This window comes from Rhodococcus aetherivorans, assembly GCF_011058165.1.
GTDB lineage: Bacteria > Actinomycetota > Actinomycetes > Mycobacteriales > Mycobacteriaceae > Rhodococcus > Rhodococcus aetherivorans.
Window position 1 is genome coordinate 1 of sequence record NZ_JAALEG010000014.1, and the last position, 15,255, is coordinate 15,255.

Sequence of the window (15,255 nt, forward strand, 5' to 3'; positions counted from 1 at the left end):
CGGCTTGCCGAGCAGCTCACCGCGCAGCGTGCGGTGCAGCACCGCCTGGGCATGCTTGGCGGAGGTGTAGCCCGCGCCGTTGTCGTAGGCATGGAACGCTGGGTCTGCGTGGCGCCGTTCGCGCCACCCGCGACCGCCGCCTCCGGGGAGTAGTCCGTCAGGAATTCGTGCCAGCTGGCGTCCACGGACGACGGATCGTCCTGGAACCGCTGGTACATCTCGTCAACCAACCACTGGTTCTGTCCGAACTGGGAAGTAGAGCTGCTGCTCACGGCAGTTGTTCGCCTCGTTTCTTTCTTCGGTACCCGATCGGAGTGCCTATGTATATGAGGCTAGCCCGCGGCTGTGACGAACAAAAAAGCTCTGCCACGGTCGAGACCTACCTCACAATCTCTGATTCGATGGGATCCCCATCGACGACGGTTCTCGACAGCCGATTATTCCCTGCCCGCATTTGGGCCGCATCACAGAGGGTCGTGTACACGCCTCCGGCGTGCCGCAGTGCGTCGTGCGATCCGGTCTCCACGATGCGCCCGCCGTCGACCACGACGACCAGGTCGGAGCGTGCCGCGGTGGCCAGCCGGTGGGCCACCACCACGGCGGTGCGGCTGCGGGTCACCGACTCGCCCGCCGCGAGCACCGCCCGTTCGGTGCCCGGGTCGAGCGTCGCGGTGGCCTCGTCGAGTAGCAGCAGGTCCGGATCGACGAGTTCGGCCCGGGCCAGCGCCACGAGCTGACGCTGCCCGGCGGACAGGCCCTGCCCGCGCTCGCCGACGGGATGCAGCATGCCGCCGGGCAGACCGGCGATCATGTCGAGGGCCCCCACCGCGCGTGCGGCGGCCTCGATGTTCGCGCGGTCCGCGTCGGGCCGCCCGTAGGCGATGTTGCTCGCGACGGTGCCGGTGAACAGGTGCGCCTCCTGCGGGACGACGCCGAGCCGGGCGCGGTACTCGGGCAGGCGATACCCGCGCAGGTCGACGTCGTCGACCCGCACCGAGCCGGACGTCGGATCGTAGAACCGGGCCAGCAGCTTGACGATCGTGGACTTGCCGGCGCCGGTGCGGCCGACGAGCGACACCGTGGAGCCGGCGGGGAAGTGCAGGTCCACGCCGGTGAGCGCGTCGGTGTCGGCCCCCGCGTAGCGGAACCCGACGTCGTCGAGGCGCACGTCGCCGCGCAGGTGTCCCGGGACGGGCACCGTGCCGGTGCCGCCCGTCTCGAGGGAACTCTCGGTGCGCAGCAGGTCGCCGATCCGGCGCAGCCCCACCCGGGCCTGCTGGTAGCCGTCGAACACCTGCGACAACTGCTGGATGGGACCGAACAGCAGGCCGAGGTAGAGCACGAACGCGACGAGCACGCCCGCGGTCGTCGCCCCGGAGGCCACCTCCCGGGCTCCGACGAACACCACCGCGGCCAGCGCGAGGTCGGACAGCAGCGCAATGAACGGGAAGTACAGCGAGATGGCCCGCTGGGAGCGCATCCGGCTGCGCCGGTACGCATCGGCGCGCTCGGCGAACCGGCGGGCCGCGAACTCCTCCCGGCGGTAGGCCTGGGCCGCCCGCAGCCCGGTGACGTTCTCCTGGAAGTCCGCGTTGACCAGGGAGATGCGTTCGCGGGAGACCGAGTAGGCCGTGGACGAGACCCGCCGGAACCACAGCGTCGCCGCGAGCAGCGGCGGCACCACCGCCAGCGCCACCAGCCCCAGGGTGAGGTCGGTGGCGAGCAGGGCGACCGAGATCCCGACCAGCGTCAGCACGCTCACCACCGCGGTGGACAACCCGGTCTGGATGAACGAGGAGAGCGCGTCGACGTCCGTGGTCATCCGGGTCATGATGCGGCCGGACAGCTCCCGCTCGTAGTAGTCCAGACCCAGCCGCTGCAGGTGCGCGTAGCTGCGCACCCGCAACCCGAACAGCACCCTTTCGCCGGCGCGGGCGGTGAGCACGGTGAGCACCGCGACCACCAGCCAGGCCAGGAGCGCCAGCGCGGCGCCCACGGCGGTGGCCGCCCACAGCCGCGCGGGTTCGCCCGGCGTGACGCCGCGGTCGACGGCGTAACGCACGATCGACGGGAACGCGATCGACGTCAGCGACTCGACCGCCAGGCACAGCACCACCGCCGCCAGCAGCCACCGCACCGGCCGCAGCGTCCGGGAGAGGCGGAACTCGGGGTCGGGGCGCCGCAGCTGTGCCGTGTCCAGCCCCGGTTGCTCGGTGGCCGGGGGCAACGCCTCGACCGCCCGGCGCAGCGCCGGCGTGGGGGCGATCGACCCGAGGGCGCCGCTCATCGGACCGCCGCCGCGGCCACCCCCGCCCGGCCCCGCCTGCGGCGCGGCCGCCCGGACCGCGGCCGGATCGGAGTCGGGCGCCGCCTCCGGCCACAACGCTTCGACGCCGTACCCGTCGGCGCGGTCCGGCTCCGGCGTCTCGTCCTCGGCGCCACTGAGCAGGGCCCGGAACAGGGCGTTGCGCGCCTCGAGTTCGTGGACGGTCCCGGAGTCGACGACGCGACCGCCGTCGAGCACCGCGACCCGGTCGGCGAGCGACAGCGTGGACCGCCGGTGCGCGAGGATCAGCGTGGTGCGCTTCGGGCGCGCCCGCAGCGCCGCGAAGATCGCGGCCTCCGTCTCCGCGTCCACCGCGGAGGTCGCGTCGTCGAGGATCAGCACCCGGGGGTCGAGCAGCAGCGCCCGGGCGAGCGCGACGCGCTGCCGTTGCCCACCCGACAGCGTCAGACCGCGCTCCCCGACGACGGTGTCGTACCCGTCGGGGAGCGCCTCGACGAACTCGTCGGCGCACGCCGCCCGCGCGGCGGCGCGGATCTCCTCGGCGCTCGCCTCGGGCCGGCCCAGCGCGATGTTCGCCGCGATCGTGTCCGAGAACAGGAACGGTTCGTCGAACACCAGGCTCACCGCCTCGCGCAGGTGCTCGGCGCGCAGGGCGCCGACGTCGATCCTGTCGCCGTCGGCGGTGGTGACGTACACGGCGCCGGATTCGGGGGCGTAGAACCGGGGCAGCAGCAGCGACATCGCCGTCTTGCCGGAGCCGGCGGAGCCGACCACGGCGACGGTCTCGCCCGGCGCCAGTTCGAGGTCGAGACCGTCGAGCACGGGCCGGCCGGGCTCGAAACCGAACGTCACCGCGTCGAGGACCAGCCCCAGCGGCCCGTCCGGCAGCGGCGCCGGATGCGGCGGGTCGGCGACGTCGGGCTCGGTGTCGATCACCTCGTACACCCGCTCGACCGCGGCGCGGGAGAGCTGCGCCATGATCACCACCGAGAACAGCGTGCGCGTCGTCGCGGTCATCGTCGCCAGGTAGGCGGCGAACGCGAGGAACGTGCCGACGGTGACGGTGCCCTGCAGGGCCAGCCAGCCGCCGAGCGCGATCACGGCGACGAGCCCGAGTTGCGGGATGGCACCCATCGGGGCGGCGAACGTGGCGTTGATCCGGGCGGCGCGCATGCGCTCGGCATAGAGGGCGCGGCCGTGCTGTTCGAGCTGGTCCACGGCGCGGGCCTCCTGCCCGAACCCCTTGACCACCCGCACCCCGGTGACGGTCTCCTCCACGTGCTGGGCCAGGTCGGCCGCGCGTTGCTGCGCCGACCACGTCGCCGCGAACAGTTTGGGCCGGACGACGGCGACCACCCCGGCGATCACCGGGACGGTGACGAGGGCGACGAGGGTCAGCAGCGGCGAGAGCACCGCCATGATCACCAGCGCCAGCGCGAACTGCAACAGCGCCCCGGCCGACATGGGGACCATCGCCAGCAGGCCCTGGACGAGTTGCAGGTCGGTGATCGACCGCGACACCACCTGCCCGGTGCGGATCTGGTCCTGGCCGCGCCCGTCGAGCCGCTGCAGCGAGGCGAGCAGCCCGAGCCGCAGGTCGTGCTGCACGTCCAGCGAGAGCCGGCCGGCGAGCATCCGCCGGCCGTACTGACACCCGAACCGCACCAGCGCGCCCACTGCGATCGCCGCCGCCGCCAGCCCGATCAGCTGCAGGTCGTGGCCGTCGGGGTGGGTGGCGCTGTCGAGCGCCAGCTTGGTCAGCAACGGGAACGTGATGTCGATCAGTGCGGCGACGACGGTGACGGTCAGCGCGCCGAGCGCGACGCGGCGATGCTGCCAGGCCTCCGCGCCCAGCCGACGGATCCAACCGGGGGAACGCGCGTCGTGTGCCATCGTCTTCCGACATTAGCGCCGGCCGGGGACACGGGAGGACTCTGCGGCGAGGGGGCGGTTGTTGCGCCCACCACTCGATCGATGCCGCAGCAACCTCCCCTTCGCCGCGAGAACCGCCGTCGGACTCAGACGATGTCGCGGGTCCGGGTGCGCCACCAGCCGAGGCCGCAGATCAGCGCGGTCCAGCCGAGCAGCCCCAGCGGCGCCGCCGGCCACGTCACGGCCGGGTCGACCTCCTCGGGCAGGTCGATGACGGTGAAGACCGTGTACCAGGTGAGCTGCCCGGGCAGCAGCCGGGCGAGTGCGCCCGCCCCGAGGCCGTCGAGGATCAGCGAGACGATCAGCTCCCCGAACGGGATCCAGGCGGTGATCGCCAGGACGCTGCCGGCCGTCGACCCGGTGAGCAGGCCGAGTCCGGCGCCCATGAGGGCCCACAGCATCGCGGCGAACAGGCCGGCGCCGAGGACCGCGGCGACACTGCCCGCACCCGAGCCGTCACCGGCGAGACCACCGCCGAACATCAGGATGGTCAGCATCGACACGGCCTCGACCACCACGCAGTACAGCAGCCCGAACGCGACCGCCGTCGTCAGCTTGGCGGCGATCACCCCGTCGCGGCCGCGCGTGGTCAGGAAACTGGTGACGATGGTGCGGTGCTGGAACTCGCTGCCCGTGTTGACCACCCCGAACAGCGCCGCGAACAGGAACACCAGCGCGAGCGCGACGCTCACCCCGATCGCGGCGGCGGCGGTCTCGGCGAAGCTCTCGCCGACGAGGCTCTCGAGCGTGCCGAGGATCGGCAGGGTCAGCGCACCGGAGAACAGGCCCACCACCACCGGGGTGATGCCGAGGATCCACCAGTAGCGCAGGCCCAGGACCTTGCGGAACTCGGCCGTCAGCAACGCGGTCATCGGGGTCCCTCCCAGCCGGTCGGCGAATGCTGTTGCCCGGGCGGGAACGGGCCGGGCGGCGGGAACTGTCCCGGGTAGGGCGGCTGCTGCGGGGGCGTCGGCCCCTGCATGCCCCACCCCGGCGCGGCCCCCACGTACTGCCCGGCCGTCATCGCCAGGAACACCTGTTCGAGGTCGGCGTGCTCGACGCTCGTCCCGAACACCGTCACGCCGTGTCCGGCGGCGAGCGCCGCGACGCGCTCGGGCTCCACCCCGACGATCGCGAGCCGGCCGTCCGGCTGCACCTGCGCGTCGGTGTGGCCCGCCGCGGCCAGCGCCGTCGCCAGGCGGGCCGGGTCGGAGGCGGCGACGAGGACCCGCGCGCGGTGCGCGTGCCGCAGGTCCGCCGTCGTGCCCTGGTGCACGAGCATGCCGCGGCTGATGATCACCAGACGGTCGGCCGTCTGCTCGACCTCCCGCAGGATGTGGCTCGAGATCAGCACGGTGCCCCCGGAACGCGCGTAGCCGAGCAGGAAGTCGCGCAGCCAGGCCATGCCTTCGGGGTCCAGGCCGTTCGCCGGTTCGTCGAGCACGAGGTAGCGCGGTTCGCCGAGCAGCGCGGTGGCCAGGGCCAGCCGCTGCCGCATGCCGAGGGAGAACTCGCCGATCTGCCGTCGGGCGGCCGCGCCGAGCCCGACCAGGTCGAGAACGTGCCGCACCCGGGCCGCCGGCACGCCGATCGCGGCGGCGTACACGTCGAGATGGGTTCCGGCGGTGTGCTTGGGATGGAAGCTCTGCGCGTCCAGCACTGCACCGACCACCCGCGCCGGCTGCGGCAGCGAGGTGAAGGGCATCCCGTCGACGAGCGCGGCACCGGCCGTCGGGCGCACCAGACCGAGCAGCATCCGCAGGGTCGTCGTCTTCCCGGAGCCGTTCGGTCCGAGGAATCCCGTGATCGATCCCGGCGGGACGGAGAACGACAGGTCCGACACCGCCGGCACGTTGCGGAAGGTCTTGCTCAGCCCCTGCACGGCGATGCCCGGCGGCGGCGCGGCCGCGTTCGCGTACCCGGCGCCGGCGACCGGCCCCGTCGGGAACGGCGCTGTCATCGATACCCTCCCTGGTGTGGGCCCCTGCTCGGACCCCGCGAGCCTACGTGCCCGGCGCGGCGGACCGGGAGAAGGACCGGTCGAGGAAGGGAAGCACCAGTTCGAGGAATTCGCTCGGGGCGTCGAGCTGCGGGCAGTGCCCGGCGTCCGGAATGATCGCGACCCGTCGCCGGGCCCCGGTGTTCACCCGGCCCGCGGCGCGCGCCGGGGTGATCAGATCCCGCTCGCCCCACACCAGCAGCGCCGGCACGGTCAGGGAGTTCACCATCTCGGGAATCGGCAGCCGGCCCAGTTCGGGGATCACGGCCCGGCCGACGGCCAGCATGGTCTCGATGCTGCGCCGTGTCGCGTAGTTCGCCGCGAACGCGGTGCGCGTGTCGACGCCCAGCCGGTCCGGGCGGTGCAGCGCCGCGCGGGTGTACAGGGCGGCGACGGCGAACTGCACGAGCGCCGGCGGCACGGGCCGGGACAGCGCGCGCGACACCATGTCCAACGGCAGCCGCGCTCCGCCCAGCCAGCTGCGCGGTATGCCGGCCATCCCCGGCATGTCGGCGAGTACGACGCCGTCCACCCGGCGCGGATACGTCGACGCGAACGCCAGCGACGTCACCGCTCCCAGCGAATTGCCGATCAGCGCAACCGGATCCCGGCAGTCGGCGATCACGTCGGCGACGGTGTCGACGTAGTGGTCCAGTACCGGCGCCCGCCAGTGCCCGGCGCTCCGGCCGAACCCCGGCAGGTCGACGGTCAGGACCCGGTGGCGTTCGGCCAGGGCCGGGGCCACCTTGCACCAGGTGCCCCCGTGGTCGGAGTATCCGTGCAGGAGGACCACGGTGCGCGGGCCGGATCCGCTCTCGCGCACGAACACCGTGCCCGCGGACATCTCACCAGCCGGTCAGGGGAGAGGACAGCGCCTGCCAGTTCGGATCGCCGTCCGGCCCGGTGGCCGGTCCGGCGAGCGGCGGACGCTTCGCCGGCCACTGCGCCGGCGGCGGGCCGAACGCATCGCGCGCGTTCGCGATGACCCGCTTGCCCAGCGCGCGGTTGCCCACGCCGCCGATCGCGGCACCGATCCCGGCCGGCACCAGCTTGCCGAACACGAGGGCGCTGCGCTTGGCGAGGTACTTGCGGACGAACGTCCGCGCGAGCGACTTGTTCACGGACCTCAGCTGGGCGCCGGGGATCTTGCCGGTGATCGCCGACGTCCACGTCTTCGCGGTCGTGCCCGTGGCCCGCTCGACGATCTCCATGCCTGCCTCACCCAGTGCCACGGCGAGCACGAGGGCGCGGCGCTGCTCGTGCTCGTGCGGTTCGATCCCGTGCACCGACGCCACCGCAAGCGTCAGCAGCGCGGCAGCCTCGAGGAAGAACGCGGTTTCGGCGCCGACCGCGGCGATCGATGCGAGCGTGCCGATGCCGGGAACGGTCGCGGCGGCGCCCGCCGCCGTGCCGCTGCCGGTGACTCCGTTGAGGAAGATCTTCTCCAGCCGCGCAATGATCTGCTCCGGAGTCTCGCCGGGATGGGCGCGCCGCGTCAGTTCGACGTAGCGCGCCACCGCGGGCGCCTGCAGCCTGCTGCCGTTGTCCAGGAGCGTGACGAGATACTTCTCCACGCGTCCCACCCTGTCGGTCATCGTTCCGTCCTCGATCCTCCCGGCCCTCCCGGGCCTGCATGCGCCGCCGTGAGTCCACGGCTGCTTACCCCGTGTACCCCATGGGCGTGTCCTCTATCCCTGTTTACCCTGGGACCGTGACCGGCATCTCGGACGGTGCCCGGCGGCGGCCCGCCCCGTCGCTGCGTCCCTACGTGCGCGGTTACGACGGGTACCGGCTGACGGGCTTCGCACCCGGCACCCACCTCGGCCTGCCGTCCCCGGACCTGACCGTCGTGCTCACGATCGGCGCACCGCTCGAACTCGCGCGGGCCGCCGCACCGGGCCAGGGGCCCGGCCGGTTCGGTGCGCTCGCGAGCGGGCTGGCCACCACCGCCGTCACCATCGCCCACGACGGCAACCAGCACGGCATCCAGCTCGCACTCACCCCGGCGGGAGCCCGGGTGCTGCTGGGCGTTCCCGCCGGTGCGCTCGGCGCCTGGGTCGTCGACCTCGAGGAGGTGCTCGGCGCCGCCGCCCGCGAGCTCGGCGAACGGATCGCCGCCACCGGGGCGTGGGAGAGCCGGTTTCGGGTCCTCGACGAGGTGCTCGGCCGGCGGCTCGCCGGCGGGCGCGGCGAGATCGATCCCCGCCTGCGGCACGCGTGGCGCAGGCTGCAGGACCCGCGTTCGCCGGGGCCGCGGATCACCGATCTGGCCGACGAGATCGGCTGGAGCCGAAGGCATCTGACGTCGCGATTCACCGCCGAGTTCGGGGTCGGGCCCAAGGAGGCGGCACGGGTGATCCGATTCGACCGGTCCCGTCGGCTGCTGCGCAGCCCCGGGCCGCACGTGCTCGCCGACGTGGCCGCCCGGTGCGGGTTCTACGACCAGGCCCACCTCGCGCGGGAATGGCGCGAGATCGCCGGGGTCCCGCCGTCGCGCTGGCTGCGCGACGAGCAGTTCCCAATCGTCCAAGACGGCGACCCGGCCGTCGACGAACACTGGCAGACATGACCACGACAGCACTCACCACAACCGTATGGCCCTGCCTCTCCTACACCGACGCCCGGGCGGCGATCCGCTTCCTCGTCGACGCGTTCGGCTTCACCGAGAACGCCGTCTACGGCGACGGCGACCGCGTCGACCACGCCGAGCTGAGATGGCCGCACGGCGGCGGCGTCATGCTCGGCTCGGCCGGTCGGGGCGGCCCGATCGAGACGCCCGCCGGCACCGGCTGCATCTACCTCGTCGCCCCCGATGCCACCGCCGTCGACGCGCTGCACGAACGCGCCGTGGCCGCGGGCGCCACGATCGTCGTCGCCCTGCACGACACCGACTACGGCTCACACGACTTCACGTGCCGGGACCCGCAGGGGGTGTACTGGAGCTTCGGAACCTATCCGGGCGCGTGAATCACGCGCCGTGACCGGCCGGCACCGCCTCCTGCGCCCGCGGCGGGGGCGGTGGCGTGCCGTCACCGAACGGCTTGCCGCCCAGCTCTTCCCGGCCGTGCGGCGTCAGCCACCCCCTCAGGTCGGGGCCCTTCGGCACGATCTGCGTCGGATTGATGTCGGCGTGCACGATGTAGTAGTGCTCCTTGATCTGCACGAAGTCGATCGTGTCGCCGAAGCCCGGCGTCTGGAACAGGTCCCGGGCGTACCCCCACAGCGCCGGCATCGACGAAAGCAGACCCCGGTTGCACTTGAAGTGCCCGTGGTAGACGGCGTCGAAGCGGGCCAGCGTGGTGAACAGCCGGACATCCGCCTCGGTGATCGTCTCGCCCACCAGGTACCGGCGCGAACTCAGCCGTTCCTCGAGCCAGTCCAGCCGCGCGAACAGCCGGTCGAAGGCGCGGTCGTACGCGCGCTGCGACCCGGCGAACCCGCACCGGTACACGCCGTTGTTGACGTCCTGGTAGACGAGCTGGGCCACCTCGTCGATCTCGTCGCGCAACGGCTCCGGGTAGAGGTCGGGGGCGCCGTCGCGGTGCAGCGCCGTCCACTCCGTGGAGAAGTCCAGGGTCATCTGCGCGTAATCGTTGGTGACCACCCGGCCGGTGGGCACGTCCACGACGGCCGGGACCGTGATGCCCCGTGGGTACTCGGGGTCCCGGGCGAAGTACGCGTCCTGCAACCGCGGGATCTGCAGCACCGGATCCACCCCGCCCGGGTCGAGATCGAACGTCCAGCTGCGCTCGTCGTGCGTGGGCCCGCACAACCCCAGCGACAGCGCGTCCTCGAGCCCCAGCAGCCGGCGCACGATGAGCGTGCGATTCGCCCACGGGCAGGCGCGGGCGGCGATCAGCCGGTACCGGCCCGCCTCCACCGGATACCCGTCGCGCCCGTCGGCGGTGATGCGCGTGGTGATGTAGTGCGTGTCGCGGCTGTACTCGGCGCCGGGCGTGACATACCCGTCGCTGTCGCCTCCGGAGTGCTCGTTCACAGGGCTCCCTTCGCTCGGTGCGGCCCGTTCAGACGCTAGCCGGTACGGCCACCGAGGTGTGGGTACCCAGTTCGGTGTATCCCAGCACCGCGGCCAGGCCACGGCCCGCGGTGTTGTCGCGCCGGGCCCGCCACTGCGGGATCAGCCCGGCGTCGAGCGCGTCGTGCGTCGCGAGCGTCGCGACCGTCGCCGCCAGACCGATCCGGCGGTGCTCCGGCACGGTCAGTGCCGTCACGTCCGCCAGGATCGACTGCACCTCCCGGTACACCGCCCCCGACAGCGGCCGGTGGTCGTCGTCGAGCAGCACGAACGACGAGGCCTCCCCGTTCACATTCTCGAGTCCCGCCTCGGTCGCGTCGTCGGGTGGGCAGCGCCGCAACAGCTCCGCGAGATCGTCGACCTCGTGGGAGATCAGCGGATCGCGCACCCGCGTCGCGTCGACCCAGTCGGCGCAGTAACTCAGCGCGTGGCTGCGCACCGCGCGGCCGCGGGTCAGGTCGAGCAACGCCGACGCGTCCAGCTCCGCGTCGGGCACCGCCGCGACGGCCTCGACCGCCCAGCCCGGACCCACCACCGCGGTGGCCTCACCGAGGCGCAGCACCCGGACCAGCGCGGACGCGTCGTCCACCCGCGTCACCCGTCCCGGCGCGGCGAGCGCTCCGTCGTCGAGCCCGAGTTCGCGGCACCAGGCCAGCCGCACGATGTCCAGGAGATGTCCGTCCACGGCGCTACCGTAGACGCCTACGAGCGGAGGACGTGCGGGTGGAGACCGAGACAAATCCGTGGCCGGCGCTGTGGGCGCTGTGCCTCGGGTTCTTCATGATCCTGGTGGACAGCACCATCGTGGCGGTCGCCAACCCGGCGATCATGCGGGCGCTGGACACCGACATCAACAACGTCGTGTGGGTCACCAGCGCGTACCTGCTGGCATACGCGGTGCCGCTGCTGGTCACCGGCCGCCTCGGCGACCGGTTCGGCCCGAAGCGCGTCTACCTGGCGGGCCTGGTGCTGTTCACCGCGGCGTCGCTGTGGTGCGGATTGTCCGGCACCGTCGCCGCCCTCGTGGTCGCCCGGGTCTTCCAGGGCCTCGGCGCGGCCCTGATGACCCCGCAGACGATGGCGATCATCACCCGCACCTTCCCGCCCGACCGGCGAGGCACCGCGATGGGCCTGTGGGGCGCGGTGGCGGGGGTCGCGACCCTCGTGGGCCCGCTGGCCGGCGGTGTCCTCGTCGACAACCTCGGCTGGGAATGGATCTTCTTCGTGAACGTGCCGGTCGGGATCGTCGGTTTCGTCCTCGCGGCGCGGCTGGTCCCGGCGCTGCCCACCCATCCGCACCGGTTCGACCTCCTCGGCGTGCTGCTCAGCGGCGCGGGCATGTTCTGTCTCGTGTTCGGTATCCAGGAGGGCAACTCCTACGACTGGTCCACTCCCGTGTGGGTGCTGATCTCTGCCGGGGTGGCGCTGCTGGCGGTGTTCGTGTGGTACCAGTCCCGGGGGCGCGGGGAGCCGCTCGTTCCGCTCGGCCTGTTCCACGACCGCAACTTCTCGCTGGCCAACATCGGCATCGCCACGATGGGCTTCTCGGTCACCGCGATGGTGCTGCCGCTGATGTTCTACGCCCAGGGCGTGCGCGGCTGGACACCCACGGAGTCGGCGTTGCTGATGGCCCCGATGGCGGTCCTCACCGGCGTGCTCGCCCCGATGGTCGGGCGGCTCGTGGACCGGACCCATCCGCGCTACATCGCCGGCACCGGATTCGCGCTGCTCGCCGTGTCGCTGGCGTGGCTGGCCGCGGTGATGACGCCCGACTCGCCGGTGTGGCAGCTGCTGCTGCCGATCGCCCTCATGGGCGCCGCGATGGCCGGCATCTGGTCGCCGCTGGCCGCCACCGCGACGCACGGCCTGCCGCCGCATCAGGCGGGGGCCGGGTCGGGTGTCTACAACACCACCCGGCAGGTCGGTGCCGTCCTGGGCAGCGCCGCCGTGGGTGCGCTCATCACGTCCCGCCTCGCCGTGCACGGGTTGGCCGGCGGCGGTGCCGGCGAGGGCGGGACGACGGCCCTGCCCGAGCCGGTGCGCGCGCCGTTCGCCGCCGCCATGGCCGAGTCGACGCTGCTGCCTGCCGCGGTCCTGCTCGTCGGCTTCGCCGCGGCGCTGTTCTTCGCGCGGCCCGTGCGCACCGAGCCGGCGCCGAGACCACCCCTCGAGCAGCGCCGCACGCTCGCCTAGTGTGGCGCGCATGACGCAGACCACACATCCCACCCGCCTCGAGCGCCACACCACCGCGGCCGGTGCCGAGGTCGCCGTGCTCACCGTCGCGCACGGCACGCTGAACCTGTTCGACCGGGCCCTGTTCGACGCCGTGATCGCCGACATCACCGCGCTCGTGGCCGCGCCGCCGCGCGCGGTACTGATCCGCGCGGAAGGCAAGGTCGTCTCCGGCGGGGTGGACGTCCACCTGTTCGACGGCCTCGACGCCGGGCAGGGCGCGCAGCTGTGGCAGGACCTGTTCGCGCAGATCATCCACCCGCTCGAGGCCCTGCCGTGCCCCGTGGTGTTCGCCGCGCACGGGCTCACCCTCACCGCGGCGTTCGAGATCTCCCTCGCCTGCGACATCGTCCTCGCGGCGCCGGGCGCGAAGTTCGGGTTGGTGGAAACCGTCGTCGGTCTGACCCCGTCGATGGGCGGGCCGCAGCGGCTGGCCGAGCGTGCCGGCTCCGGCCGCGCTCGCGAACTGGTGATGACCGGCGACCTCTACGACGCCGAGACGCTGCGGTCGTGGGGCGTGGTCAACGCGGTCCACGAGGACGTGGACTCCGCCGCACGCGCCTTGGCGGACCGGCTCGCCGACGGCCCCACCCGCGCCCACGACGCCACCAAGCAGATCATCGGCGCGTGGCGGTCCGGTGGCGTCGCGCACGCCGACTCGGAGACCCCGGACGTCTCCGGCGCGCTGTTCGGCACCGACGACCTGAAGGGTGCCGTGCGCAGCTTCCTCACCGTCGGCCCGGGGAAGGCGTCGTACACCGGAAGGTGAGCCGATCCCGCCCCCAGTTGTGACCCGCGCCATATAGTGCAGGCACACGACGAGGCGGAGGTGACGATGTCGGTGGCGGTGGTCCGAGTTTCGTGCGCAGCGGGGTGGTTCCGTGACGAGCGTGTCAGTCGCCGACTGGACGGTGTCCTGCGGTACGAGGACCTCGAGCCGTGCCTGGCCGAGCTGCTCGACCGCAGCGCGCTGCGGCACTCCGCCCGCGTCGCCGCCGTCGACCGGGCCGGCAACGCCCTCACCTACGGGCAGATGTGGTCGTCGGCGGCACGGGTGGCGGGTGGACTGCTCGATCAGGGCGTGGGCCCGGCCGACCGGGTGGTCGTCCACTATCCGAACGGGTTCCGCTGGCTGTACGCGTTTCTCGGGGTGGTCCTCGCCGGTGGGGTGCCGGTGCTGCCGGATCCGACGTGCAGCGATCCGGAACTCGAGTGGATCGCCGACGACAGCGGCGCCGTCCTGACCCTCGACGGCGAGCTGCCCGACGGGGTGGCGTTCCTGGACGAGGGCGCCGCGCCGGACGAGCTCGCGGTGCTGTACTACGTGCGCAAACGCGGCGGGGGACTGCACGGGGTGGAGCTGACCAACGAGAACATCCTCTCCACGATCGAGGCCGTGGTGCACGCGATGGACCTGACCGCGGAGGGGGCGCGCACGGTGCTCACCGCACCGCTGTCCACGGCGGCGGGCAGCGCCGTGCAGCTGTTGCCCACCCTGGCGGCCGGCGGCACCGTCGTCGCCGCCGGGGCCCGGGGGGTGCGGGTGCCGTGGCGGCACCTGCGCGCGTCGTTCCCCGCGGCGAGGTGCGTACGCGGCTGGGGGGTGGCCGAAACCGGCGGCATCGGGCTGCTGCTGCCCACCGACCAGCGGGCCGCGCACCCGCGCAGCGTCGGAGTTCCGTTCGGCGGCATGGAGGTCGCGCTCCTCGGCCCGGCCGCCGATCAAGGCGTCGGCGAACTGCTGTGCCGCGGTCCCAGCGTCGCGCGCCGCTACTGGAACGACCCGGAATCGACCGCCGAGACCTTCGACGACGGCTGGTTCCACACCGGCGACCAGGTGCACATCGACGGGGACGGCTTCGTCACGCCCGTCGCCGTCCGGGTGTCGTGACACGGCGGTACGGCCGGTCCGCCGCCGCCGGGTTCGGTTGCGGTATAAGCGAATGGACCGCGGTACGCGCGGTCGGCAACCGAATCCTGTGAAAGGTGTGCGCGCATGTCCGACGAGGTCCTGCTCGAGCGTCGCGGTCGAATCCTGGTGATCACCATCAACCGGCCCGAGGCCCGCAATGCCGTCAACGCGGCCGTCAGCCACGCCCTCGCCGCCGCCGTCGACGAACTCGACGCCGATCCCGACCTGTCCGTGGGCGTGCTCACCGGTGCGGGTGGCAACTTCTGTGCCGGCATGGATCTCAAGGCGTTCGTCGCCGGGGAGAACATCGCGGTGCCGGGCAAGGGCCTCGGCTTCACCGAGGCGCCGCCGCGCAAACCGATCATCGCCGCCGTCGAGGGCTTCGCGCTGGCCGGCGGCACCGAACTCGTCCTCGCCACGGATCTCGTGGTCGCCGCCGCGGACGCCAGGTTCGGCATCCCGGAGGTCAAGCGCGGACTCGTCGCCGCGGGCGGCGGCCTGCTGCGCCTGCCCACCCGGATCCCGTATCAGAAGGCGATGGAACTGGCCCTCACCGGCGACGCGTTCACCGCCGAGGAGGCCCACGGCTACGGCTTCGTCAACGTTCTCACCGAGCCGGGCGGTGCGCTGGAGGGTGCCCTGGCCCTCGCCGAACGGATCACGGCCAACGGCCCGCTCGCCGTGGCGGCCACCAAGGAGGTCATCGCCAAGGCCGCCGACTGGCCGGCGGACGAGGCCTTCGACAGGCAACGCGAGATCGTCGGCCCGGTGTTCGTGTCCGAGGACGCCCGCGAGGGCGCGACGGCGTTCGCGGAGAAGCGTTCCCCGGTCTGGAAGGGCCGCTGACGACCCGCGTC

Annotated in this window: 14 protein-coding genes; 6 read left to right on the forward strand and 8 right to left on the reverse strand. The window is 72.9% G+C overall.

Features of this window, described 5'->3' with window-relative positions; translation table 11 throughout:
• The 6 genes from G6039_RS31210 to G6039_RS08380 all read right to left on the reverse strand — a co-directional run.
• Positions 1 to 218 (reverse strand): 2-oxoglutarate dehydrogenase E1 subunit family protein (locus G6039_RS31210; protein WP_241258734.1); only part of this gene is annotated, 218 nt, incomplete at its 3' end.
• A gap of 161 nt (positions 219 to 379) precedes the next feature.
• On the reverse strand, positions 380 to 4,180 hold the full coding sequence (locus tag G6039_RS08360) for an ABC transporter ATP-binding protein (RefSeq protein ID WP_043799272.1): 3,801 nt from the start codon (positions 4,178 to 4,180) through the stop codon (positions 380 to 382).
• A 125-nt stretch (positions 4,181 to 4,305) separates the two neighbouring features.
• Positions 4,306 to 5,091 carry an ABC transporter permease gene (locus tag G6039_RS08365; RefSeq protein WP_006938729.1) on the reverse strand — a complete coding sequence of 262 codons (786 nt, stop codon included), beginning with the start codon at positions 5,089 to 5,091 and terminating at the stop codon, positions 4,306 to 4,308.
• Complete coding sequence (locus G6039_RS08370) at positions 5,088 to 6,179, reverse strand: ABC transporter ATP-binding protein (RefSeq protein ID WP_006938727.1); 1,092 nt, start codon at positions 6,177 to 6,179, stop codon at positions 5,088 to 5,090. Before G6039_RS08370 ends, G6039_RS08365 begins: the two co-directional genes overlap by 4 nt.
• Positions 6,180 to 6,222: 43 nt before the next feature.
• Entirely contained in the window at positions 6,223 to 7,062 is an 840-nt protein-coding gene (locus G6039_RS08375; RefSeq protein ID WP_029542505.1) for an alpha/beta fold hydrolase, read from the reverse strand.
• Between the two features lies 1 nt (position 7,063).
• Complete coding sequence (locus G6039_RS08380) at positions 7,064 to 7,813, reverse strand: hypothetical protein (RefSeq protein ID WP_029542508.1); 750 nt, start codon at positions 7,811 to 7,813, stop codon at positions 7,064 to 7,066.
• A gap of 116 nt (positions 7,814 to 7,929) precedes the next feature.
• Here G6039_RS08380 and G6039_RS08385 point away from each other — a divergent pair, with 116 nt between their 5' ends.
• Positions 7,930 to 8,787, forward strand: coding sequence for a helix-turn-helix transcriptional regulator (locus G6039_RS08385; protein WP_006938721.1), 858 nt, complete (start codon positions 7,930 to 7,932; stop codon positions 8,785 to 8,787).
• Complete coding sequence (locus G6039_RS08390; RefSeq protein ID WP_006938720.1) at positions 8,784 to 9,185, forward strand: VOC family protein; 402 nt, start codon at positions 8,784 to 8,786, stop codon at positions 9,183 to 9,185. The genes G6039_RS08385 and G6039_RS08390 overlap by 4 nt, the downstream gene beginning before the upstream one ends.
• A 1-nt stretch (position 9,186) precedes the next feature.
• Here the strand turns inward: G6039_RS08390 and G6039_RS08395 are convergent, their stop codons facing one another.
• Positions 9,187 to 10,215 (reverse strand): glutathione S-transferase family protein, encoded by a 1,029-nt coding sequence (locus tag G6039_RS08395; protein WP_006938718.1) that lies wholly within the window; start codon positions 10,213 to 10,215, stop codon positions 9,187 to 9,189.
• A gap of 28 nt (positions 10,216 to 10,243) precedes the next feature.
• The gene (locus G6039_RS08400) at positions 10,244 to 10,939 is read right to left on the reverse strand and encodes a GNAT family N-acetyltransferase (RefSeq protein WP_006938717.1); all 696 of its coding nucleotides are present in this window, start codon (positions 10,937 to 10,939) and stop codon (positions 10,244 to 10,246) included.
• Positions 10,940 to 10,977: 38 nt separating this feature from the next.
• Here G6039_RS08400 and G6039_RS08405 point away from each other — a divergent pair, with 38 nt between their 5' ends.
• The 4 genes from G6039_RS08405 to G6039_RS08420 all read left to right on the forward strand — a co-directional run bounded on the left by G6039_RS08405 (position 10,978) and on the right by G6039_RS08420 (position 15,244).
• Entirely contained in the window at positions 10,978 to 12,447 is a 1,470-nt protein-coding gene (locus tag G6039_RS08405; protein WP_029542509.1) for a DHA2 family efflux MFS transporter permease subunit, read from the forward strand.
• 10 nt (positions 12,448 to 12,457) lie between these two features.
• Positions 12,458 to 13,255 carry an enoyl-CoA hydratase/isomerase family protein gene (locus tag G6039_RS08410; RefSeq protein ID WP_006938708.1) on the forward strand — a complete coding sequence of 266 codons (798 nt, stop codon included), beginning with the start codon at positions 12,458 to 12,460 and terminating at the stop codon, positions 13,253 to 13,255.
• 66 nt (positions 13,256 to 13,321) lie between these two features.
• Positions 13,322 to 14,377 (forward strand): class I adenylate-forming enzyme family protein, encoded by a 1,056-nt coding sequence (locus tag G6039_RS08415; RefSeq protein WP_029542511.1) that lies wholly within the window; start codon positions 13,322 to 13,324, stop codon positions 14,375 to 14,377.
• A 105-nt stretch (positions 14,378 to 14,482) separates the two neighbouring features.
• Complete coding sequence (locus G6039_RS08420; RefSeq protein WP_029542513.1) at positions 14,483 to 15,244, forward strand: crotonase/enoyl-CoA hydratase family protein; 762 nt, start codon at positions 14,483 to 14,485, stop codon at positions 15,242 to 15,244.
• The last annotated feature ends 11 nt before the right edge of the window (positions 15,245 to 15,255 follow it).

What these genes read in the sequence shown, in the direction of transcription:
- G6039_RS08360 (WP_043799272.1), bottom strand. Translation starts at nt 4,180, where the DNA reads ATGGCACACGACGCGCGTTCCCCCGGTTGGATCCGTCGGCTGGGCGCG.
- G6039_RS08365 (WP_006938729.1), bottom strand. Translation starts at nt 5,091, where the DNA reads ATGACCGCGTTGCTGACGGCCGAGTTCCGCAAGGTCCTGGGCCTGCGC.
- G6039_RS08370 (WP_006938727.1), bottom strand. Translation starts at nt 6,179, where the DNA reads ATGACAGCGCCGTTCCCGACGGGGCCGGTCGCCGGCGCCGGGTACGCG.
- G6039_RS08375 (WP_029542505.1), bottom strand. Translation starts at nt 7,062, where the DNA reads ATGTCCGCGGGCACGGTGTTCGTGCGCGAGAGCGGATCCGGCCCGCGC.
- G6039_RS08380 (WP_029542508.1), bottom strand. Translation starts at nt 7,813, where the DNA reads ATGACCGACAGGGTGGGACGCGTGGAGAAGTATCTCGTCACGCTCCTG.
- G6039_RS08390 (WP_006938720.1), top strand. Translation starts at nt 8,784, where the DNA reads ATGACCACGACAGCACTCACCACAACCGTATGGCCCTGCCTCTCCTAC.
- G6039_RS08410 (WP_006938708.1), top strand. Translation starts at nt 12,458, where the DNA reads ATGACGCAGACCACACATCCCACCCGCCTCGAGCGCCACACCACCGCG.
- G6039_RS08415 (WP_029542511.1), top strand. Translation starts at nt 13,322, where the DNA reads ATGTCGGTGGCGGTGGTCCGAGTTTCGTGCGCAGCGGGGTGGTTCCGT.
- G6039_RS08420 (WP_029542513.1), top strand. Translation starts at nt 14,483, where the DNA reads ATGTCCGACGAGGTCCTGCTCGAGCGTCGCGGTCGAATCCTGGTGATC.